This is a genomic window from Anaeromassilibacillus sp. 1001302B_160321_C8 (assembly GCF_015554745.1).
Classification (GTDB): domain Bacteria; phylum Bacillota; class Clostridia; order Oscillospirales; family Acutalibacteraceae; genus Anaeromassilibacillus; species Anaeromassilibacillus stercoravium.
Window position 1 is genome coordinate 40639 of sequence record NZ_JADNJD010000002.1, and the last position, 23068, is coordinate 63706.

The following is a 23068-nucleotide window of genomic DNA, read 5'->3' on the forward strand; positions in this document are numbered from 1 at the left end:
CAGAGGATTTCCTTGTACATTGCCAACGGCTAGCAGAAAAAAACTGGAACCCCTTTCAAAGGGATACCATCTGGGGAAGGATTGTTCACAGGAAGAGGCAAAGGGAATCCGATCGAACAGGAAAGGCGGATTTCTGACATGTATAGTGCAATAGGAACCCGAGAAAACATAAAAATTATCGACTCCGCAGAATATGGCGGTGTAAAAATCGACGTGATGGAATACCAACATCTGTTGGGTTCTACCAATACCAGCGCGGCAATGGATCTCTATTTCATGGAAAAGCAGAATATTCGCGCCCGGCAGGTTGCAGTATATGTCTCCAACGATATGGTAACGGTCGAACCCGGCGCAATGAGCTATTTCCGCGGCCCTTTGGAAATGGTTTCGGGGGTGACCGCCGGCAACGCTTTGGGGCGTCTTTTTTCCGGCGCTGTCACCGGAGAAGCCGTTGCCCAGCCGGAATACCGCGGCAGCGGAATGCTGGTACTGGAACCCTCTTTCAACCATTTTCTGCTTCTTCAGTTGGATAATGAAGAGATCATTGTGGATAAGGGCATGTTTTACTGCGCGCAGGGCAGTGTTGCCGTCAAACCCGTTATGCAGAGGAGCATTTCTTCGGCTCTGGGCGGTGGAGAGGGGCTTTTCCAGATCTCCCTTGCTGGCACCGGGCTGGTGGTATTGGAATCCCCTGTTCCGTCCTGCGAAATCGACGTCATCGAACTTCAAAATGATACTTTAAAGGTGGACGGCAATTTTGCCATTCTCCGCACAGCGTCCCTGCAATTTACGGTAGAACGTTCCGCAAAGTCGCTGATCGGTTCGGCGGTCAGCGGAGAAGGCTTGGTAAATGTATACCGGGGGACGGGAAGCGTTTGGCTGGCGCCCACCATTAAAATTTATAATACGATTAACTTCGCCCGCTCCTACGGGAACCCCAGCACGAAATCCATGAATATGAACACCAGCAACAGCCGCTAACGGATTTCTATAGGCGGCTCTATGTGCCGCTTGGCCTTCGTGCATAAACTCAGCGATTGGAGCATGGATCTATGACCGGCAATACTTCTCAATTGGAGGATTGTCTTCTGCCGTTAAGCCGCCGGACGCCCCCTTCCCCTAGGTTCTTCCGTGTGATCGGCTACGACCAGCAGGGAAAAATCCTCAATGATTTAAACAAAATAGGTGCATTGGCGCGAGACGGAGGCGCTTACCTTCAAAACGGCCTTGCAAACCCCGTAGAACCGGAAATCCAGCGTTTTTTTCGGGAGGTCGGGGAGCAATTTACCCTGACGGCCGCCCTTGTCGCACGCCATTTGACTGTGTGGTTAGGCCAACTTCGTCCCGCCCAGCGAACGACGCTCGATGCCGCTATGACAGAAATTCTGGATATTTTAAAAAGGCAGGGCGCGAACGACAACATCTGTAGGAACGCATATATCAAATTTATGTGTTGGCTCCGCGGGCCGCTCGGCGGAATTCTCAAGGGGCTTGGGCAAGATACCCCCCCAAAGGTCCTGTACGAGGGAGAGATCGGCCGGTATGAGCTGCTCTTTCTCCAGCTGTTGTACCGTTCCGGATGCGATGTCGTATATGTAAACTATTGCTCTGAGGATTCCTATACAAAAGCTGCCAGAGGCGGCACATACGGGCATCCTATTTACGGGGAGGTCCGCACGCCCCCCGCGGTCCCGCCTACCAGCAAAAGCGCCTCTGCATCGGTTCCAAAGGCTGTCGTTCCCACCCCTACGGTTCCAGCGCGACAGCCGGACGCTTCTTCCCTCGTTCCTCCTCCTTGGCAGGGTGTCGAGGAAGTGGTGCTGGTCAACCGTTGGATGGGTGGCGCTTCCTTCTGGGACGCTGTTTTCCTGCCCTGCGCACAGCGGGAAACAGGAAAGTTTTGTTCTCTATTTTCCGCCTGCTTTGGGGGCAACGACCGGGCGGAATACCGTAACCAGCTTTATCATCTGAAACGGACGCTGGACGCCTCCCCCAAAAAAGGGCTTTTAATGGAAGGAAAGATCCCTGCCCCTACGAACAACGAGGCGGCTCCCTTTCGTTCTTTGGACAAGCGTTTGCCACGCCCGTTGTTAATCCGCACATTGGCGGAGAAAATCGTCCCATCCTGTGGAAAAGTCCCTGTTTTGCTGGCGCAGCGTGCGTTTTCCCTGGTGATGGAACAGTATGCGGAAAAAGACGCCGTCCGGTTTCTCAATTATGGCGTGCGGCTTGCCTGCTGGCTGAAGCGGTATGTGGAGCTTTTCTTTGAGCAATACCGCTCGGAACATGAACCTGCGCTGGTCTATTATGGCCCGGCTACAGAGGCGGAGATCTCCCTGCTCTGGGCATTGGCACACGCCGGCGTGGACGTCCTCTATTTTTCTCCGGCGCTGTTAGGACAAGAACCCTTTGAAAAGCACTTTTTGCCGCATGACTGGCAGACAACGGTATATGAACAGGATCTCCCCATGGAACCCTTCCCCCAGCGCGAAGAGCGGGTGCGCGCCAGTACCACTGCCTATAATGCATCGCGGGAGCTCGACCAGCTTTTGTATAGCGATACCGGGATGTTCCGCGACCGGCAATTTACCCGTTCCCAGCCGGTGACCTTGAAAACCACCTACGACGAAGTAGGACAGCTCTGGCGCGAGGAGGCGCAATACCGCCCTTCCTTCCGGACCGAGGACGGAATTGTCTATGTGCCGAACCTGTTTTCCAAGATCAGCGGGGTGGACAAGGGCGACCAAAAACTGTATTGGGACCGCATCCGCGAAATGGTGACGGAGGACACCTACCTTGTCACAACGGTCCCCTTCCTTCATGTAAACGGGCCCTCTTTCAGCACGCCCCAGGCCCGGTCGTTTATCCACGACGGGCGTTTAGACCCAAATGCCTTGAAAAGCTCCCGGTTCTACCGCTACGATTACCTCCCGGACGATACCCAGGATTATATTCTCGAAAAGATACAGGCGCTGATCGACTACGACTTAATTGTCAACGGCGGGCCGGATGTGGCGGCCTCTATGTTGTCGGTTCTGATGAACTTGGATAAGGAGCTTCTCCGGCTGCTGCAAAATGTCGACTTTACGAAAAGCATCCCGAAATTCCTGGTGGTCGATGTGACAGAAAAGGTGTTTACCCTTGAAGAATGTATTCTCTTGGCATTTTTGAACCTCGTTGGGTTTGATATCGCCATCTTTACCCCTACAGGGTACCGGAATGTTGAAAAATATCTGCACCCGGACAGCTTCGATACGCTGGTGGTCGGGGAATTTGCATTTGACCTTACCATCCCCGATCTGCGGACCAAACGGGCCGCCAGCTCCGGCGGCTGGTTGGGACGGCTGTTCGGAAGCAACCACAATGGATAATTCCACTTGATAAACGATTACAATAAGGAGGATGTTCAATGGCCTTACAGTACACGCCCCGACGTGGGGAGACCGTCCAGGCACCGCCCTCCTCCCCGGCGGTGGAGGAACCGAAACCCTATGACGTTGCCTTGCAGAGGAAGGAAATGACCCAGACCTTGGTTGGGTCCAAGGAAGTAGACGACCTGGTCAGCCAGATCGTTGTGGACGACCCGCAGACGATTGTCTCGTTTGGCAGCGAAGTGGCTAACGAGATTGCAAAATGTTCCGATACCATTTTGAATAGCATCAATATGAGCCAGATCAACGACTCCGGCGAGATGCTCAATGCCCTTGGCAACATTATGGACAAGTTCGACATCGAAGAGATCGCCGCAGATGAAAAGAAAGGCTTCTTCTCCAAACTGTTTAATAACCTTCAAAAGCAGTTGGAACAGATCTTGGCCAAATACCACACGATGGGCGAGGAAGTCGATCGGATCTATATCCAGCTCAAAAAATATGAGGTGGAAATCGGGGAGTCTAACAAAAAGCTGCAAACCATCTTCGACGCCAACGTGGGGTTTTATCAGGATCTTGTCAAATATATTTTGGCCGGCGAACAGGGGTTGCAGGAAATGGATACGTATCTGACGCAGATGCAGGATGACCTTAGCAACCATCCCGACGACGCCATGCTGCAATTGGACTACAATGCGATGCAACAGGCGCGGACTATTTTGGATCAGCGCGTCCAGGACCTCCGCATAGCGGAGAATGTGGCGATGCAGTCCATCCCCATGATTCAGTCCATGCAGTTCAGCAATTTGAATTTGATCCGTAAGATCAATTCTGCTTTTATCATCACCCTGCCCGTCTTTAAACAGGCGTTGACGCAGGCGGTTCTGCTCAAGCGCCAGAAGATCCAGGCACAGGCGATGCAGGCGTTGGACGACCGCACCAACGAGATGCTGCTCAAAAATGCCCGGAATACGGCGGAGCAGACCAAGCTGACGGCACAGCTGGCCTCTTCCAGCTCCATCAAGGTGGAAACCCTGGAAAAGACCTGGCAGACCATTGTAAACGGTATTGAAGAAACCCGGCGCATCCAGGAAGATGCCAGCGCAAAGCGAATCGCGGATGCCGCTAAGCTGGACGCCCTCAAGCAGGATTTCCAGGCCCGGGTGCATGTGTAAATGGATTCCCCTCCGTTATGCGGAGAGATCATACATTTGAGGATATATGTGCTATCGAAAAGGAGTGTAAACAATGCCAATCAATCTTTCAAAAGGACAAAAAGTGGATCTGACCAAGGGCAACGCTGGTCTGGATTCCATCCTGGCCGGGCTTGGCTGGGACACCAATAAATATGACGGCGGCCATGAATTTGATCTGGATGTATCCGTGTTCATGACGGGCGACAGTGGAAAAGTGGAAACCGAATCCAATTTTATTTTCTATAACAACCCACAGGATGCCGCTGGCAGCGTGGTCTATTCCGGTGACAACCGTACCGGCGCAGGCGAAGGCGATGATGAATCCGTAAAGATCACTTTGAGCAAGGTGCCTGCCAATGTGCAGAAGATTTCTTTCACGGTCACCATCCACGAGGCCGACGCACGTGGACAAAATTTTGGCCAGGTATCTAATGCCTATATCCGCATTGTTGACACCGCAAAGAACGAAGAGCTGCTGCGCTATGACCTTGGCGAGGATTATTCCATTGAAACGGCAATTGTAGTCGCTGAGATCTACCGCCACAATGGGGAATGGAAGTTCGCCGCGGTCGGCTCCGGTTTCCAGGGCGGCCTGGAGGCTCTGTGCCGCAATTTTGGTTTGAATGTTTAATCGATTTTCGTTCAATGATACTTTAAGAAAGCAGGTGTAAATCCTATGGCGATTTCCCTACAAAAAGGACAAAAAATTGATCTGCAAAAGAAGGACGGCTCCCAGCTTACCAATATCTTGGTCGGTTTAGGCTGGAAAGAGGTCCAACAAAAGGGCGGTCTTATGGGGCTATTTAAGCAGAAAGCCGATGTGGACATTGATGCATCCGTCATTATGCTGAACGCCAATGGGAAGATCCCCACAAAAGAAGAGGTTATCTTCTTCAACCACAAGGATCATCCGTCTGGTTGCGTCCACCACTGCGGCGACAACCTGGTAGGCGGCAAAATGGGCGGCATGGACGACTCCGAGCAGATTCTGGTGGATCTGACCCGTGTCCCGCAGAACATCGACCGCATCGTGTTCGTTGTGAATATCTACAACTGTGTCCAGCGGAAACAGCACTTTGGCATGGTTGAAAATGCTTACATCCGCATTGTGGACAAGGGCGCCGGCGAAACCATCGCCAGCTACAATTTGACGGAAGATTACTCTGGAAAGACATCCATGGTTGTAGGCGAAATCTATCGCCGCGGGGATGGCTGGAAGTTTAATGCAATCGGCCAGCCCGGATATGACCCCGGAATTGCCGATCTGGTAAACCGTTACTGCTAATGATCGAAACCGTATGGAAAAGGAGGAATTTTTATGCCGATCAACCTCACAAAAGGGCAAAAATTAGCTTGAGCAAAGAAGCGCCGAACCTCAAAATTGCGCTTGTTGGCCTAGGGTGGGACATCAAACAGTATGACAGCGGCGCAGATTTTGACTTGGACGCCTCGATTTTCCTGTTGGACAACACCGGGAAATGCGCCCATGATTCGGATTTCATCTTTTACAACAACCTTTCCTCCGGCGGCGTGACCCATTCCGGCGATAACCGCACCGGTGAAGGCGAGGGCGACGACGAAGCCGTCACCATTGAGTTTGAAAAAGTTCCCAGCTATGTGGAGAAAATCGTTGTCACAGTGACCATCTATGAAGCACAGGCGCGCGGCCAGAACTTTGGGCAGGTAGCAAACGCTTTTGTCCGGCTGGTGGACAAGCAGACGGGCGTTGAGCTGCTCCGGTACGACCTGGGCGAGGATTATTCTACGGAAACAGCCATCGTCTTTGCGGAGATCTACCGCCACAACGGCGAATGGAAATTCTCTGCGGTTGGCTCCGGCTTCAACGGCGGGTTGGAAGCCCTGTGCCGTCAATACGGTCTGAGCGTCTAAACCGCCCCTTGCATCGATTCCAGCCGGTGCGCGCAGATTACAAAACGACAAGGATTCCAAATCATGAGATATTTTAACTATTTATCCCACGGCGACCGGAAAAGCCTTTTTTTCCGTGAACCTGCACCGTTTGACAAAACGACCGAGCGGGAAATGCTACGCAGCGCAGTGGGAGGGTTGCTCTACATTCCTGGGGGGAATCCAACGATCGCTCAAATTCTCCAGACAGGGAAAGTCCAGGGGCTTGCCTCTATGGCCATCTGCCTGGAGGACGCTGTGGGCGATCAGGAGCGGGAAGAAGCTGTTCTCAATGTGGAAAAACAGCTTTCCGATATCAGGCGGGCATTGCTGGGCGGGAGTCTATCCCGGGATAGGCTCCCGCTTCTCTTTGTACGTGTGAAAGACGTGGATATGTTGGAAAGGCTGGCCGGGCTCTTTGTAGAAAACAGCCCTGTCCTCACGGGCGTCATCCTTCCCAAAACGACCCGCGAAAGCCTCCAACGTGCCCTGTCCATTGTGGAAACAATCAACCAAGAAGCGAAAGAACCCTTTTATATCATGCCGATCTTGGAATCGGTGGAACTGATGCTCTGCGATGACCGCATTAGCCTCCTTCGGGAGCTGGCATCCATTGCGGAACCCTTTTTTGACCGCATTTTAAACATCCGAATCGGTGCCACGGATCTGTGCGGCCTCTATGGCATCCGCCGAAATGTCGATACCCCGATCTATCAAGTTGCCACCGTCGCCTCCTGTATTGCGGATATCGTCCGTGTGTTTGGATTGGGGGACCGCTATACCATCAGCGGGCCCGTGTGGGAATATTACAGCACCATCGCGCGGGCGCGGGCATTGCAGAATTGGAGCGAAGTGGAAGGCCTGATGCAGGAAGTGGCCCTGGATCAGCAAAACGGCATCTGCGGGAAAACCTGTGTACATCCCACGCAGCTGCTCCCCGTCCAGGCCAGCTATGCCGTCCCCTATGAACGGTACCACGACGCGGTCGCCATCTTGGGAGGGGACCCGGGCCGCGTGGGTGTTATGCCCAGCATCCGGCACAATAAGATGAATGAACTCAAGCCCCATGCGCTTTGGGCAAACAAAATGCTGCGGCAAGCGGAGCTATACGGCGTCTATCAGGAAAACACCGACGCAAAGGGCCTGCTTCGAGCGGTTTACAACGAGGGGGATTATCTATGAGCAAAGCGGTTTTTTCTCTCGAACCCGCACTCGAACTGGAATTGGAGATCAGCGAGACCCGCTTTGGCCTGCTGCCGGAGGACCTCTTTCGATTGGCTGTACGGCAAAATACGCAGCGCGCCTTTCTCTTTGTCAGCAAGGTGCTGGGCAAGCATCTGCCGGTTGAACCGGCTGCGCTTCTCGCCGCAGGGAAGCTGCTGGCGCTGGCGTGGCTCGACCAGAAGGATGAACAGGGCTGGGCCGGTATCCTCAAAGGAAGCACCGCTTCGCCTTTTTCCGAAGTTTGGGACCGCTTAGAGCACTCGCGCTATTCGCTGGGAATGGAGGACCGGGCGCTGTTTCTGGGTTTTGCGGAAACCGCCACCGGGCTCGCACGGGCAGTGGCGGACTGCTTCGACGGGGAGATGGCCTACATCAGCACAACCCGTGTGGACCGTGCAGGCGCCTCCCCGCTCACCTTTGACGAAGCCCACTCGCATGCCCGCACCCACCGGTTGTATTTGGACCCGCATGACCCGTTTATGGCAGCTTGCCAGCAGGTCGTCCTGGTGGACGACGAGCTCACCACGGGAAACACCGCGCTGCGCCTGATCCGCCAGCTCCATGCCGTTTACGGGATTCGCCGTTTCACGCTGATGGTTCTGGTAGACAACAGCGAAGGCGGCAACCGCAGGGCCATCGAACAGGAGCTTGGCATCGAGATCCGGGTGGTCTCCCTTTTACGCGGCCACATTGCCCAGGTCCGGACCGGGGAATTGCCTCCCCTGTCCCTATCCGATTACCGCGGTGCCGCTGGGGAAGCCCCTGCGCTTCTCTCGCTGCCCGGCAACGCCCTTTCAGACCGGACCTTGCAAAGCGCCAGCGCTCTGGCGCTCCAGCGCGCCCGCTGCCGTTCCATTGCCACTCAACTGGGACCGGCCCCATCAGAGACGTCAACTCTCTATCTGGGCGCTGGGGAATTTATCTACGCTCCGGCCCTCATCTCTGGATTTTGCGGGGGACATGCGTTCCACTCCACCACGCAAAGCCCGGTGTTCCCCATGGCTGGTTCCGCAATTGTATCCGGCGTCTGTTTCGATCCGCCGGATTGTTACAGTCCGGTCGGCTATCTATACAATGTCCCGGACCATGCCTACCGGGAGGCTACCCTCTTTGTGGAGGAGGGGACCCTGCGCCCGGCAGGAATCGGGCAACTGGCCGCCTACCTCAAAAGCAAAGGGATTGGGAAAGTGACGGTGGTCGCCCTATGAACTGGACCGCATCCTCCCTTCCTCCCCACTTGGGCAGCTTCGATCCGGACGATGTGATCCTCTTGCTCAAGGATGTAACTGGGCAGGTCGAAGAGCGGGACACGGCGCTCCGGGAACGCGACATCCAAGCGGGACGCCACTATTCCGAAGATCTCCCCATCGAACAGGTCCCCAGCCCAGCCTATGAACAGGTCTTTGAACATCTGATGGAGACGCAGCTCCCAGAGGTAGCGCTCTACACCGGTGTTTTGACCCGTTTGGTGCTCTCTGAGCACCCCAGTCCCGTGCTGGTCTCCCTGGTGCGTGCGGGCGTCCCCTGCGGCGTTTTGATGCGCCGGTACGCTGCCCGCGAATTGGGCCGCGATCTTCCCCATTATGGGGTGAGCATCATCCGTGGAAAGGGCTTTGACGAAAACGCCATCCGGCTCATTCTGCAGCGGCACCCAGGCCAGGAGATCGTTTTTGTGGACGGCTGGACGGGCAAAGGGATGATTACCCACCAATTGGAGGAATCCTGCGCGCAGTTTAATGTGCACAACGGGACGTCCCTGCGCCCCACCCTTGCCGTACTGGCCGACCCTGCCCACTCGTGTTCCCTCTATGCCACACGGGAGGATTTCATCAACCCGTCCTGCTGCCTCAACAGCACCATCTGTGGGCTGATCAGCCGTACCGTTCACAACAAAACACTGATCGGGCCGGATGACTTCCACGGCGTGCGGGTCTACTGGGAATTTGCCGCAAAGGATCAGACCGCCCGCTATTTGGATGGGGTATGCCGGTGGTTTGCCCCGCGTAGGAAGGAGATCGAAACCCAGTTTGCCCGCCTCCTTGCATCGGACCGTTCCCCCGATTGGAGCGGCATGCAGGCGGTCCGGCGGATTGGGGAAGCCTTCGGCGTCCATGATATCAACCGGATCAAGCCCAGCATCGGCGAAACCACCCGCGTGCTCCTGCGCCGTGTGCCAGACCGGGTGCTCCTGCGGGAGGCGAACCACCCGGATGTGGCGCACATCACCTTGTTAGCCAAGGAACGCCATGTCCCTATCACCATCTATCCGGAAATGCCGTATCTTTGCTGCGGCCTGATCGCCGACAAGCGAGGTGGCGCCGAATGATCTTTGCCGCTGATTTGGATCGTACCCTCTTATTTTCCCAGCGCCGCCTGGAGGGTGACGCCGCTGTCATCCCTGTGGAGTACCGCTTTGGGGAACCGTTCGGGTTTATGACCCCCGGCGGGTTTTCTGCGCTGCGGACGCTGCAAAAACAGGCGGTCTGCTTTGTAAACACCCTGCGGGGGCTGGAACAGGCCAATCGGGTGGTCTTTGTCTCCGACGGAAGCTGTCGGTACCTGTCCCTGCAAAATGGCTTATATCTTTATCGCGACGGCAAGGAAGATTCTGTATGGGCCGCCCATGTGAAACGCACGGTCCACGCCCTTCCCCTGCACTTGACAGACGGGGCAGGGATCGTGCTGAAGCAACTGCCGGGGATTCAGTGCCTGTCCAAGCAATATGAATACCTCGCGGTCTTTTTCGTGGAGGATGAGTCGTTCGACGACCGGGCATGCAGCTCTTTGGCGGCGGAGCTTTCCGCCTCCGGCTGGGCGCTCTACCGCCAACGGAAAAAGCTCTACCTCTATCCGCAGGCCCTCGATAAAGGGGCCGTCCTCGAACGCGTCCGGGAATTGGAAGGCTGCGGCACCGCTGTGGGCTTTGGGGATTCCTGGTTCGACGTACCCATGCTTCGCGCCTGCGACGCCGCTTGGTCTTTAAAAGGCTGTGAACTCGAGGGAACCGATTGGGGGTTCCCCATTCAATACTCTTCCCTCCCGGCACAAGCCGGTACGGAAGAGGTTTTAACCCGTATCTTAACAGGTTTAGGAGAAGGATACTATGCTGAAAAATCATGAAATCAATGCGCTTACCGAACAGGAAGCGGAAGAAAGCCGAAAAAAATATGGAAGCAACATGCTTACCCCACCGGAACAGACCTCCTTCTGGCATGAGCTGTGGGAGACCTTTCGCGGGGACGCCTTGATCCGCATTCTCACCGTGGCGTTGATCATCACGGTGGTCTTCGCCATCCTCGGGGTCGGCGACTGGCTGGAAGCTGTCGGCATCGCTATCGCCGTCATCCTCGCCACAACGGTCTCCACCTACAGCGAATACTCCAACAACCAGCTCTTTCAAAAGCTACAGGACGAGTATTCCAAGATCCTCTGCAAGGTGTTCCGCAAACGCGACGGCGTTGTCCAGGTCACCGATCTGAAGATCGACGACATCGTCACGGGCGACTATGTCCTGCTGCAAGCGGGCGACAAAGTGTGCGCAGACGGCATCCTCATCGACGGCGATATCAAGGTCAACCAGGCCAGCCTCAACGGCGAAAGCGAAGAGGCCAAAAAGACCGCGGCGGAGCCGGGCTATACCTATGACCCGGAAAAGATCGACTTCTTAGATCCGAACAAAGTCTACCGCGGTTCGGTCGTCACCAGCGGGGAGGCGGTCATGCAGGTAAAATGCGTGGGCGACAAATCCCAGTTTGGCCGCCTGGCGCAAGAGCTCAAGGAGGACGACGAACGCGAATCGCCGTTGAAGGTCAAACTCGGGAAAGTGGCCGACACCATCTCCAAATTTGGTTACATCGGCGGCACATTGATCGCCGTGGCCTTCATGATTAACTGCATCTTCTTTAATCCCACCCTGCTGCCCGGCGCCACAACCTACTTCTCCATGGAGAACATCATGCAGATCCTGCGCGACCTGGTTTCCTCGGTCACATTGGCTGTGGTCATCATCGTGGTGGCGGTCCCGGAGGGCCTCCCCATGATGATCGCGCTTGTTTCCGGCTTAAATATGAAAAAGCTGCTCAAAGACAACATCCTGATCCGAAAAATCGACGGTGCGGAGACAGCCGGCAGCCTCAACATTCTCTTTTCCGATAAGACGGGTACCATCACCAAGGGCGCGCTCCAGGTGGTGGACTTTATCTCCCCGGAGGGAAAGGACTATCAGAGTTTTGCCAGCATCCCCGATCCTTTGCGCGAACTGCTGCTGATTAACATCTGCGGCAATACCAATGCGATTGCGTTGGTGAACAACGGGAAGCTGCAAGTCACCGGCGGCAACGCCACCGAGCGGGCCCTGCATGAGTTTGTCGGCGTCGAAGGGACATTGACCTATGAGGGCTATAAGATGGAGTGCGAGGACACGTTGATGTTCAACAGCGCCAACAAATACTCCGCCAGCGTGATGAAAGGGAGGCTCAACCGCGCCATCATCAAGGGCGCGCCGGAAAAGCTCCTGGCCTATTGCACCTCCTATTATGGCGAAGACCTGCAGGTCCATCCTCTCACGGATGAGGTGCGGAATATGCTCGAGCAGCGCATGGCCGCCCTTTCGGAAAAGGCTATGCGTGTGCTGGCCTTTGCTACCTCCGACAACCGGATTGGCGAACACCTGTTGCAGGACATGACCTTTGTGGGAATGGTCGGCATCCGCGATGAGCTCCGCCCCGAGGCGGTGGAAGCCATCAAGACCGCCAAACGCGCTGGAATCCAAGTGGTCATGGTCACCGGAGACAAAAAAGAAACCGCAGCTGCCATCGCGCGGGACGCCAAGCTCATCGAGTCCGAGGACGATTTGGCGCTCACCAGCGAGGATTTGGCCGCCCTATCGGATGACGAGCTGAAAAAGCTGTTGCCGCGGCTGCGCGTCGTCGCGCGTGCCCTTCCCACGGATAAAAGCCGTTTGGTCCGCGTTTCGCAGGAGCTGAACCTCGTGGTCGGCATGACGGGCGACGGCGTCAACGACGCCCCGGCGCTCAAAAAAGCGGACGTCGGCTTTGCCATGGGTTCCGGCACGGAGGTCTCCAAGGAGGCGGCCGCCATCACCATTCTCGACGACAATTTCAATTCCGTCGTCAAGACGGTCCTATACGGCCGAACCATCTACAACAACATCCGGAAATTTATCGTCTTCCAGCTGACCATCAATATCAGCGCCGTGCTGATTGCCTTCATCGGGCCGTTCATCGGCATGGGGACGCCCCTGTCTGTCACGCAGATGCTCTGGGTCAACATCGTCATGGATACGTTGGCCGCGCTTGCATTGGGCGGTGAACCCGCGCTGGACCGCTATATGGACGAAAAACCAAAGCGCAGGGACGAATCCATCATCAGCAAAAACATGTGGTCTTCCCTGCTGGTCATGGGCATCTACTTGACAACCGCCAGCTTGGTCTTCCTCCAGCATCCGTTCTTTAGAAGCCTCTTCCGTCAGGACGGTGAGATGATTTACGAGGGCCACGACATCTACTTTATGACCGGGTTCTTCTGCTTCTATGTGCTCAGCGCAATGCTCAACGGCTTTAACGCGCGCACCGAAAAGATCAATATTTTTGACAACATCACACAAAACAAGATGTTCCTCTATATTATGGCGCTCATTGCCGGCGTACAGGTTCTGATGACCTTTATCGGAGGGCCGATCCTTCGCACAGCGCCGCTTACCTTGCAGGAGTGGGGCGTTGTCATTCTGTTGTCTTTGATTATTCTGCCGGTTGGAACGCTTCGCAAGCTGATTTTCCCAGAAAAGCACACCTGATCTGGGAGGTGTAAATTACATGCTGGATTTTTTGCGCGGGCAAAAAGAATCCATCCGCAGGCTCTGTGGTGGCCTGGAATTGGAACTGGAGTTCTACCACAAAGCTCCCTTAGAGATCGACGTCGGATGTTTCGGATTGGATGACGCCGGGAAGCTCTCGGATGAGCGTTACTTTATCTTTTACAACCAAACGCAATCCCCGGAGGGCGGCATTCTCCTACACAGGGGAGCTGCCACCGGCGCGGTCCGTTTCCATCTGCGCTTGGATCAACTGCCGCCCCATATTGCCAAGCTGTCTTTTACCGCCTCCATCGACGGGACCCGCACCATGCAGGAGCTGACCAAGGGCCATGTGTGTCTGTTTCGAGGGCAGGAAGAAACCGCGCGGTATTCCTATGACGGCTCCCAATTCCGGGCAGAACGGGCGATTGTGATCTGTGAGCTCTATCGCAAAGGGGACGACTGGCGTTTCAACGCCGTTGGACGCGGCTTTAACGGTGGGTTGAAGGCGCTGGTGGAGCACTTTGGAGGTACCGTTGCGGAATCCACGCCCGCCGCTCCTTCGATTCCCAATCGTCCGCCCGTTTCCCCGCTTCCGCGGGCCTCTGTTCCGTCCCCCAACCGGCCGGCCGCAGGCCCGTCCTTGGTGCAGAATATCGTCTCCTCACTTCCCACCCATGTCTGCGCCCGCATGGACAACCTGGCCCGGCAATGCCGCGGGGACACCGAATATTTAACCAGCCTATATAAGAACATGTTTGCATGTTTGGCTAGCCATCCGGAAGTGGCTGAAATGCCCGTGCAAGTCGTCACATGCGCCGACGCCTCCGGTTCCATGTTTGACCTCTATCGGAACGGCCGTATGCAGCGGGTTGTAGATAAATTTTTTGCCTTTGCAACCACCTTATCCGATCCCTGTTCGATGGATCTATGGGCGTTTGGGGCCAAGAGCCGCCAATTTGGCGCTGTGACCATGGATAACGTGCGGGATTATACCTTTGCGGAGGCCGGCGGTTTTGAACGGTGGATGAGTATGCTCAACTACCAATACAACAACGAACCAGAAGCTATGCGCGACATCATGATGATCTATGGCGCTCTCCGCAAGCCGGTGATGGTCCTGTTTCTCACAGATGGAAGGCTCAGCTCCGATTGGGAAATCGAAGAGATCCTGATCAAAACCTCCCGTTTCCCCATTTATTGGCAGTTCGTGGGTCTTCACGGGGAGGAATATGGGATTCTGGAACGCCTTCAAGAGATCGATGGGCGCAGGTCCGATAATGCAGCCTTTTTAAAGCTGGACGACATCGACGATATCAGCGACAATACCCTCTATGAAAATTTGTTACATAACCTTGAAGGGTGGCTGCGGGAAATCCAATATAAACATATCTTGGAACCATAACTTCCACCGATGAAAAGCTTATAGAAAGGAGTCCCGATATGCCATGGCATATCGGGACTCCTTTCTATAAGCTAGTTTTCTTTGATAAATAGCGCAGGGCAAACAGACCCTCCCGGCGTCCCTTAAATCGTACCCCAAAAACCCGTTATAACTTTCCCAGATCGTGTAAAAAGCCCCGTCCCGGGAAAAAACCAGGACGGGGACTTCTCTGTTTACCGGGAAAACCTTTCCCTGTTATTTGGCCTCATCAGCCAACCGTTACTGCACTGTGCTTGATAGGACGGACGCACAGCGTCTTTTCGCGGACCTCCGGTCGGGACACGCCTACGGCGTTCTCTAAGAAAGCAAACTGCGATGAGTTTGTTTTCCACTCCACAGGGAAAGCCCTACAGAAGCAAGGGGGGAAACGCCTAAAGACACAGGAAGCCATCGTTCTGCATCCCATCTGAAAAAGAAAAGCATGGAATATGGAAAAGGCTCCAACCCTGGGAACACCCAGGCTTGGAGCCTTACCGTTATCGGGAAGAATCCTTCCCTTTTATCTTGTCATTTCCGATTATTCAATCGTTACAGTGCAATGGACGCATGGCGTCCGTCTACGAAAGCATTTAGCCAATCGTAACTGCACAGTGTTTCACTGGAGCATTGCCCGGCAGGGTGGTGTAAACGCCTGTGCTCTGGCCCGGCGTGCCGGTGGCATACACTCTGTAGTAGTAGTCATTGCCAACCTTCGCCACAAACTGGGTTTTCAGCACATTGCCGTTGCCGACAGTGAAGCTCGGCGTCATGGCATTGCCGTTCACGACCGTCATCTTGAAGCAGTATGCGCTGCCTCTCTTCAAGGTGAAGTTTACCGTCGTGTCGGAAACCACATACGCGCTTGCGGATACGTTCTGGCCTGCTGCCACAACACCTGCCGCGCCGTATGCATTGCCAACATTCACAGACGTGCTGCCCTTATTGCTGCTGGAGCTGTTGCTGCTGTCGTGATCGTCGTTGTCCTTGTCGATTTCAACAAGGCCGCCGATCGCTGCGACAACCGCCTTTGTCCCCGCATCAACAACCGCCTGGTCGTCTTCGCTGAGATCCTCATTCTCCAAAATCGCATAGGCTTCATCCAATGCCTTTTCCAGGGCTCGTACGCTCGCCTTCGTATAGAGGGAGAGGTCGATCTGGTTCGCGCGGTCAACTTCCGCCTGCAGCTGGGATTTATCCGCCTTCAAGCGCATCGCCGCAATTGCCTTTACAAGGCCCTGTGCCGCTTCGTCAACAGCGCTCTGTTCGGAATCCTCCGTGACGGCAAGGGCCGCTTCATATGCTTCCTCGAGGGCGTCCCAACCGTCGTCCGTATAGAATGCCGCATTCTCGAAGATTTCATCCGCCTTCGCCATCAGCATCTCCAGCTGGCTCAGGTCTGCAACAAACTGTAAGTTTTCTGCTGCTTCGAGGAGCGCATCATACGCCTCTTTGATGCTATCATCCATGGCATTCTCATCCGCCAGAACGGCCTCTGCCTCTGCAAGCGCATCCTGCAGCGCCTGATACGAATCCTCCGTATAGGGGTCCGAGCCAATGCCCTTCAATTGTTCCACCAAGCTCTCCAAACTGGAGGTGTCGCCCGGCTTGAATTCCAACAGGTGCAGTACATCGAGCAAATCGGACCAAGCTTGATTAATCACATCTTGCGTGGAGGTCTTCTCCGCATAGACCGCCTCTGCATTTTCCAATGCCTTTGCAAAGGCTTCCTGTACAGCGGGTACCGCCTCTTCCACCTGATCTTCGACGCTCTTCGCATACTCGATGATCTGGCCCAGCGTTTCCTTGTAAACGGTGGTAAATTGAATCTCTACCGTTGTATCTGCATTGGGCATCGTGAGGTCATAAGTGAAGCTGTCCGCCTCAAAGTCAACCTTTTCACCGTTCACCAGAACCTCTGCAAAGGTTCTTCCATCCGTAGCCGGGGTAAAGGCAAGCTGGAGTTCCTCGCCGCCCAAAACATCCGCTTCATATTTGCCGAGCAGGTCCGCAATACGCTGCGGTTCGCCGTTCACGGTGAGACTGGCATCCTTCGTATAAAGGACGGTCAACGTGTGATTTTCCGGCACCGATGTTCCAACGGTTACCTCGCAGCTCGCCTGGAGCTCCGTGCCGCTTACTTGTGCGGTAACCGTCGTTGTGCCTTCGGTCAAGGCTGTCACAACGCCATTCTCGTCCACGGAAGCGACCTCCGGATCCGAAGACGTCCAAATAAGCGCCGCATCGTTGTAGTTAGTCGGATAAACATCTGCGCAAACCGTGTAGGTATCGCCCACAGAGAGTTCGACCGATTCGTCGCGCATTGCAATCTCAGAGATATCTACCAGGTTGTATACACGTACTTCTGCCGCAGAAGAGTAATTTCCACGGGCGTTAACCGGCATCAGTTTGAGGTCGGTTACAGTCATGTTCGGGAAGGTGACTTCCTTCCAACCGTCGACTGCTTCCCACGTTCCTTCTGCAATCTTCTCATAGGTCGCGCCGTTATCTGTGCTTGCATGCAACTCATACTGGGTGATCGTGCCGTTTCCTGCTCCGGAACGCGGTAGATACCGATACGCATTCACTTCCGTCGGTGTAGAGAAGTGGATATTGAGCCACTGCTCGCTTCTATCCGAGCCGTCCCAATCGGTATGCCATATGCTACTTGTGTCGCCGTCGAGGACCTTGGAGGCAGCTTCGCTAGTGGAGTTTTCATTGCCTGCTGTAGCAGTCAAAATTCCCACATCGATCTCTTCCACCACAGAATTGGTGCGCACTTTTTCCGCTTCGCTTGCATTTCCAGATGCATCAATTGCTTCTACCACATAATAGTAATCGCCATCGTGCGCAACATCATCTGTAAAGGAGGTCTCCTTCGTGGTCAACAAGAGGGTATCGTCGTTCAAGTCAAAGTCCGCCTCGTTGGAAGCATAGACATTGTACTTCACAAATCCGCTGTTGTCCGTGCTGGGCGTCCAGGTCAATGTCACCATACCATTGTCGTCCGCAGAAGCACGCAGGCCCGCGATATTCGTCGGGGCTTCGGTATCCGGCTCAAGTTCGCCCTCTTCGAAGGTCAAGGTCCAGTTAACCGTTTGGTTTTCCGCTGCATCCAGGGTCAATTCGACATAATTGCCGAACGGGCTCTGCACATAGCTGGTGGTCACTGCGTCATTGTCAATGCTGAAATCCTTAACAAGCAGCTTGTTATCGTTCAGCGGGATAATCGCTTTATAGGTATCATTGCCGACGATCTCAAACGTACCAGTCATAGTCTTGGAAGCTGCATCATAGTTGACGTTGCTCACGTCGAAATCACCCTGCAGGAGGTGGCGGTTCGTGGAGAGCACATATGGATCTTCGCGTACTTCGCGAAGGGCCATGGTGCGCATCTCGTTCTTACGGACCTTCTGCGAGAGGATGTCGCTGCCCTTGTATTTGCCAATATACTCCCAGTTCCAGAAGTCCCAAACCTCATATTCCTTATCGGGATCCAGGTTCAGACCGCCAAACGCGGTATCTTCATCCAAATCTGCGCTGATGGTCTTGGCCTTGTCGGTCTGGTTCCAGAACAGGACGATATGGTCATCATACTCGGAATCAAACTTATAGTCGTATACTTCTGGCAGATTTTCGCCCGACTGGAACAGTCCCACCGGACGTGCCGTGATGCCGTTGATCGGGAACGGGACGGACTTGCCGATATCCCTGATCTTCTGGTCATCCATACGGGTAACACTCTCGCCAACCGTCATCTTTCCAAAGAAGAAGGCTGTGCCGGTAATCTCTGCATGGCGGAGATCCATATCGGTGTCGCTAAACACTTTTACATCCGGATACAAGAGCTTCGTAGTTCTGTGGCGATACCACTGGTAGGAGCTCATGCGGGTGATCTCCGGGGTAAAGGAGTTGTTGTCGCCGATGGTACGCTGGATATCAATCAGGCCGATGGCCAGGTCGGTGCCACTGTGTTCCCAAGAGTTTTCTGTGACGCGGATATCCGGCCCGACATTGTCTTTCGCAAGCTTGAAGATGTTGCGGTATGCGGAAACAGCAGTTGCATACGGGTCTTCAAAACCGCCCGTACGATCCAGGAAATAGCCGCCGCTCTTGCCGTGATACTGTCCTGCATAGTCGAAGAACAGGGAACGGATGCCCGATTCTTTGATATTTGCATAAACATCTTCCATATGAGCGATGAACTCCGGATCGGTGTAGTCAGGTCCCTCTTCCGGATCGTTATACAGCATGTGCCCCGGATACTGCTCGCAGTAGTCATCGGAACGATAGGACGCCTGCATATACAGGCCGCCTTCGCCGCCAGCCTCGTTCATGGCCTTGTTCCAGTCTTTGATGGTCGGATAATTGTCCGTCATATGGCCGAACTCATACCAATGCTCGTCGTCCCACCAAAGCTGCTCGTTCGGGTTTTCATAGGTATCGGGTTCCACACGCAGGTTTGGGATCGCATAGTTTGCCATTCCACGGTCATACAGGTCTTTAACCTCCTGTACGGCAAAGTCTGCGTTGTTTGCGCCCGATGTCAACCAGTTGACATACCACAAGCATTCATAATAATACGGGTCAAAATCAATCAAGTCAACATGCATAGCCTCAGCCTGCTTATCCGCATAGGCTTCCATAACCGTGTAAGGATTCTCTTCTGTGAAGTTTACCATAGCTTGGTCGCCCATGTAGAGCCAGCCTCCATCGACCTGCTCACCGCTTACATCATCGACCAGCTTACCGGTGTTGTCAAAGATACGGATGCTGGCATCAATGCCCTTGCGGCCGTTGTTGTCCAGGGCTGTTCCCGCATGATACGCCGTATTGATGGTATTCTGGAACTCATACGTGGTCAATCCGCCGAGGACAAAGCTCTCCTTATTTGGATTATCCAAGTAGGTGATCAAGGTATTGTTTCTCGAGCTAATGTTGACATCGTCCTGCAAAGTCGGGACGGTCCAGTTTCCTTCACCGGTCAGGACCACATGGTTCTCATCCGGGTCCGGGCCAACAAACACAGCGCCACCGTTCGCATAATTTGCAATCAGTGGATACATCTGCATCAGCTTGACGCCTTCGCCGGTTGTATTGACAATACCGGCTGTCAGGATAATTTCCCCGCAATGGTCTTCCAAAGTAACGTCGAGAACAATGCCATTCTCGCCTTCTTTGGTTCCGATCAAACGCATGGTCTTGATGGTATCTTCTTCCGCAACCTCTTCCATATGGAAGGTGTAGCCGTCGATACTCGTCTCATCGTTGACCTGGGTGTATGCATTCAGGATATAGGGCAGGCCGCTTTCCTGATCATAGGCAGAATACCGGCCGCTCTCCAAATTGTAGATCACGCGAACCATATCGTTCTGGATCATCGCGAAGTTATCGCCAAATGTGGAGATTTCCGTCTTATCCGGGATAGCCACATCGCCCAAGCTGGCAAAACTGACCTCTGCACGGATACTGGGGTCGCTGTTGGACACAGCGCAAACCTTGAAGCTACCGCTCTTGTGGATGGTAAGCAAGCCGTTCTGGTCGATCTCTGCCACATCAGTGCCTTCCGGCTCTACAGACCAGGTAAGGGTCTTATCCGTTGCAGTGACCGGATAGATTGTTGCGTTCATTTGAACTGTTCCGGTCTCCGGACGAACGGTTTCGCCATCCGCCGGCGCAATGCTCAGGCGACGGACAGGGATCGTCTCGCCCCAATCGGTGTCAAAGAAGATACCATTTACCAACGCATTGGTTCTCAAAGGCGAATAATTTTCATTATTTATAACGACGTCGATGGACCCCGAGAAGGTGACTGTGACATATTTACCTTCTGTCAGATCCGTAATCGCTACCTTTTTCGAAAGCGGGATTTTGGTATCCGCCTTGTAGACCTGATAGCTGTTATTTCTCCCATTCTCATTCTCCGCCAAGGCGTAGAACGTCACCTTGTGGGTATCGTTGTCGTTCACACGGATTTTGACCGTCAAGCACTTATCGTCGAAACGATAGGCAATCTTGCGGGTCCCTGTGCTGTCATCCGGATTCGGCAAACCATAGGGATATTCTTCCGCGGTCCCGGTCCTGGCAAGATAACTGCCGCTGCGGTCCTCCGTGCCATACGAGATGGAATCCACATAATACGGAAGGTTTTCTACGTCCGAAGTATTGGCGCCCCAAGCGTTCAATACATACCCATCCGCACCATACGTTCCGATCCAGTTTCCGCCAGTTTCCGTGTCCACCGTCCACTCTTCGGCGTCTTCGGGGGTCATGCTGACCGTGCAGGTGCCCTGCACGCCCGTGCCGTCTTGGGCTTCTGCGGTGATCACATACATGCCCGGATCTTCAATAGTCAATAGGCCGTCGTCCGTAATGCTGGCAGCTCCATCGCCGAGCACTTCCAGAGGCTCTACTTTCCAGGAAACCTCTTTATTTGCCGCATAAGAGGGAGCAACTTCTGCGGTCATCTGGATTGGGAATTCGCTCTTTTCAAAGGTATCGCGGCCGTCGGGTGCGCTGACATTGATCCAGCGGACCACTTCATCTTCATAGACTTTCGTATCAAAGAAGATACCGCTGAGGACAGAATTGGTGACCAATGTCACAATGTTTTCATTCTGAATCACAATATCAATGTCCCCGCTGAACGCACCGGATACATAAGTGCCACTCGCAAAATCCGAAATCGTCACTTTGTCTGAAAGTGCGCGCCCGGTTTCTGCATCAAAAAATTGATAGCTCTGTTCACGCCCCTGCGCTTCCGCAGCATACAAACTGATGGTATGCATGACGTCGTCATTGACATCGACATGCACCGTCAGGCATTCATCGTCGAACACATAGCCCAAGCGAGGCTCGTCTTCTCCAACTGCAAGCATGGATTCTGCTGGCGCTCCGGATTTCAGCCATGTGCCGTGGCGTGCTTCATAGCTGTATGTAATCTCGTCCACATAATCCGGGAGTGCATCATAAGCGGTCATGCCAGAGGAATTGTCTCCGTAATAGGCAGGCAGGATGTACCCATCCGTACCATAGGCGCCTTCAAAAGCACCTGTGCCGTGGGTAGTCTCATCAACAGAAAGCGTTGTTAAAACGGGATCTGCCGTTTGTGCCATTGCTCCAACCGTCCCTATAGACGCGGTCATTGCAGCGGCTAACGTTATTGCCGCTACTTTTTTGAACAACCTTTTCAAAAAATCACTCCTTCGCCAAATTTACAAATTCTCCAATTCTTTACCCAAATTTTTCTTACCTCTTTCCCCCTCCTTTCTGGATCGCATCCCTAAAACAAAGCGGCCTCTTTCAAAAAGCGTCACTATAATTCTCCTGAATTCCGCCGCTTTTTGAGTATTATATACCAATATTTTCATTTTTTAATTCTAAAAGAAAAAGTATTATACACACATCCATATATATTTAACAAGAATTATATCGATTTATTGAAAAATATATGCAAAAGCGGCCACCCAATTAATCTACATCCATTGGGTGGCCGCTTAAAAAATTTTCAAAACTAAAGGTTACTTTTGCTCATTGCGCCGTTTTAATTGCACCACAGTCTGCATAATCAGCTCTAAGTCTTCCGGGTCTAAGTCCAGGTTCTGGGCCGTCCGTGCCAAATTTAAATAGACGCCGTCAATTTTTTCCGCTTTTGCCGTATCGATCTCATCAAAGCCCATTAAATAAGAAGGAGATACGTCAAAAATTTCTGACAATTTGAGAACTGTCGCGCGTTTTAAGTTTTCAACACTACCATTTTCATATTTCTGAACGGCAGCCTTTTTCACGCCCAAAAGTTTCCCAAGTTCTTCCTGTGTTAGGCCTCTGGCTGTACGCAAGGCCCTTATACGTTTTCCAACTTCCATATTGTTTCCCATCCTTCCGAAAAATCCCCGTGCTATTCACAGCGGATTTTTCATTGACTCTGCAAATACTATTGACTTATTATAGTATATCCATATCTAGATTTCAATGATTCTCCCGCATTATTCCCGCATTCGTTTTTGGTAATTTATGGTAAATTTAAACCCTTTGCATGTTATGATTATACGAAAAAGAATCACAAAAAGTATTCTCTTTTTTACAAAATCCATCCATACACAGATGCGTTTGGGAAACTGCAAATCCCTGCCAT

At 53.5% G+C, this 23068-nt stretch carries 13 protein-coding genes and 1 pseudogene; 12 read left to right on the forward strand and 2 right to left on the reverse strand.

Features of this window, described 5'->3' with window-relative positions; all coding sequences use genetic code 11:
• Nucleotides 1-138: 138 nt before the first annotated feature.
• The 12 genes and pseudogenes from I2E77_RS01600 to I2E77_RS01655 all read left to right on the forward strand — a co-directional run bounded on the left by I2E77_RS01600 (nt 139) and on the right by I2E77_RS01655 (nt 14919).
• Complete coding sequence (locus tag I2E77_RS01600) at nt 139-981, forward strand: AIM24 family protein (RefSeq protein WP_087230669.1); 843 nt, start codon at nt 139-141, stop codon at nt 979-981.
• Between the two features lie 71 nt (nt 982-1052).
• Nucleotides 1053-3371, forward strand: a complete 2319-nt coding sequence (locus I2E77_RS01605; protein WP_195450492.1) for a YceG family protein — start codon at nt 1053-1055, stop codon at nt 3369-3371.
• A 38-nt stretch (nt 3372-3409) separates the two neighbouring features.
• Nucleotides 3410-4546 (forward strand): toxic anion resistance protein, encoded by a 1137-nt coding sequence (locus I2E77_RS01610; protein WP_191363014.1) that lies wholly within the window; start codon nt 3410-3412, stop codon nt 4544-4546.
• A 73-nt stretch (nt 4547-4619) separates the two neighbouring features.
• On the forward strand, nt 4620-5198 hold the full coding sequence (locus tag I2E77_RS01615) for a TerD family protein (protein WP_087230661.1): 579 nt from the start codon (nt 4620-4622) through the stop codon (nt 5196-5198).
• 45 nt (nt 5199-5243) lie between these two features.
• Nucleotides 5244-5852: a TerD family protein gene (locus I2E77_RS01620; RefSeq protein ID WP_087230658.1), complete on the forward strand. Its 609-nt coding sequence runs from the start codon at nt 5244-5246 to the stop codon at nt 5850-5852.
• A gap of 33 nt (nt 5853-5885) precedes the next feature.
• A pseudogene (locus I2E77_RS01625) lies at nt 5886-6457 on the forward strand (TerD family protein).
• Between the two features lie 63 nt (nt 6458-6520).
• Nucleotides 6521-7657, forward strand: coding sequence for an HpcH/HpaI aldolase/citrate lyase family protein (locus tag I2E77_RS01630; RefSeq protein ID WP_195450494.1), 1137 nt, complete (start codon nt 6521-6523; stop codon nt 7655-7657).
• Nucleotides 7654-8907: a phosphoribosyltransferase domain-containing protein gene (locus tag I2E77_RS01635; protein WP_195450495.1), complete on the forward strand. Its 1254-nt coding sequence runs from the start codon at nt 7654-7656 to the stop codon at nt 8905-8907. The genes I2E77_RS01630 and I2E77_RS01635 overlap by 4 nt, the downstream gene beginning before the upstream one ends.
• A complete protein-coding gene (locus I2E77_RS01640) occupies nt 8904-10025 on the forward strand; it encodes a cysteine protease StiP family protein (RefSeq protein ID WP_191395927.1) in 1122 nt (373 codons plus the stop codon). Before I2E77_RS01635 ends, I2E77_RS01640 begins: the two co-directional genes overlap by 4 nt.
• Nucleotides 10022-10819 carry a hypothetical protein gene (locus I2E77_RS01645; protein WP_087230644.1) on the forward strand — a complete coding sequence of 266 codons (798 nt, stop codon included), beginning with the start codon at nt 10022-10024 and terminating at the stop codon, nt 10817-10819. The genes I2E77_RS01640 and I2E77_RS01645 overlap by 4 nt, the downstream gene beginning before the upstream one ends.
• The gene (locus I2E77_RS01650) at nt 10803-13514 is read left to right on the forward strand and encodes a calcium-translocating P-type ATPase, PMCA-type (protein WP_087230640.1); all 2712 of its coding nucleotides are present in this window, start codon (nt 10803-10805) and stop codon (nt 13512-13514) included. The genes I2E77_RS01645 and I2E77_RS01650 overlap by 17 nt, the downstream gene beginning before the upstream one ends.
• 19 nt (nt 13515-13533) lie before the next feature.
• Nucleotides 13534-14919: a VWA domain-containing protein gene (locus I2E77_RS01655; RefSeq protein ID WP_195450496.1), complete on the forward strand. Its 1386-nt coding sequence runs from the start codon at nt 13534-13536 to the stop codon at nt 14917-14919.
• A gap of 608 nt (nt 14920-15527) precedes the next feature.
• On the opposite strand, the gene I2E77_RS01660 is transcribed toward I2E77_RS01655, so the two are convergent.
• Both I2E77_RS01660 and I2E77_RS01665 read right to left on the reverse strand, forming a co-directional pair.
• Complete coding sequence (locus I2E77_RS01660; RefSeq protein WP_195450497.1) at nt 15528-22049, reverse strand: Ig-like domain-containing protein; 6522 nt, start codon at nt 22047-22049, stop codon at nt 15528-15530.
• 405 nt (nt 22050-22454) lie between these two features.
• Nucleotides 22455-22799, reverse strand: a complete 345-nt coding sequence (locus I2E77_RS01665) for a helix-turn-helix domain-containing protein (RefSeq protein ID WP_087230631.1) — start codon at nt 22797-22799, stop codon at nt 22455-22457.
• Nucleotides 22800-23068 lie beyond the last annotated feature (269 nt).

Bases quoted from the DNA above. Each gene is read 5' to 3' on its own strand.
- I2E77_RS01600 (WP_087230669.1), top strand. From the start codon at position 139: ATGTATAGTGCAATAGGAACCCGAGAAAACATAAAAATTATCGACTCC.
- I2E77_RS01605 (WP_195450492.1), top strand. From the start codon at position 1,053: ATGACCGGCAATACTTCTCAATTGGAGGATTGTCTTCTGCCGTTAAGC.
- I2E77_RS01610 (WP_191363014.1), top strand. From the start codon at position 3,410: ATGGCCTTACAGTACACGCCCCGACGTGGGGAGACCGTCCAGGCACCG.
- I2E77_RS01615 (WP_087230661.1), top strand. From the start codon at position 4,620: ATGCCAATCAATCTTTCAAAAGGACAAAAAGTGGATCTGACCAAGGGC.
- I2E77_RS01620 (WP_087230658.1), top strand. From the start codon at position 5,244: ATGGCGATTTCCCTACAAAAAGGACAAAAAATTGATCTGCAAAAGAAG.
- I2E77_RS01630 (WP_195450494.1), top strand. From the start codon at position 6,521: ATGAGATATTTTAACTATTTATCCCACGGCGACCGGAAAAGCCTTTTT.
- I2E77_RS01635 (WP_195450495.1), top strand. From the start codon at position 7,654: ATGAGCAAAGCGGTTTTTTCTCTCGAACCCGCACTCGAACTGGAATTG.
- I2E77_RS01640 (WP_191395927.1), top strand. From the start codon at position 8,904: ATGAACTGGACCGCATCCTCCCTTCCTCCCCACTTGGGCAGCTTCGAT.
- I2E77_RS01645 (WP_087230644.1), top strand. From the start codon at position 10,022: ATGATCTTTGCCGCTGATTTGGATCGTACCCTCTTATTTTCCCAGCGC.
- I2E77_RS01650 (WP_087230640.1), top strand. From the start codon at position 10,803: ATGCTGAAAAATCATGAAATCAATGCGCTTACCGAACAGGAAGCGGAA.
- I2E77_RS01655 (WP_195450496.1), top strand. From the start codon at position 13,534: ATGCTGGATTTTTTGCGCGGGCAAAAAGAATCCATCCGCAGGCTCTGT.
- I2E77_RS01660 (WP_195450497.1), bottom strand. From the start codon at position 22,049: ATGGCACAAACGGCAGATCCCGTTTTAACAACGCTTTCTGTTGATGAG.
- I2E77_RS01665 (WP_087230631.1), bottom strand. From the start codon at position 22,799: ATGGAAGTTGGAAAACGTATAAGGGCCTTGCGTACAGCCAGAGGCCTA.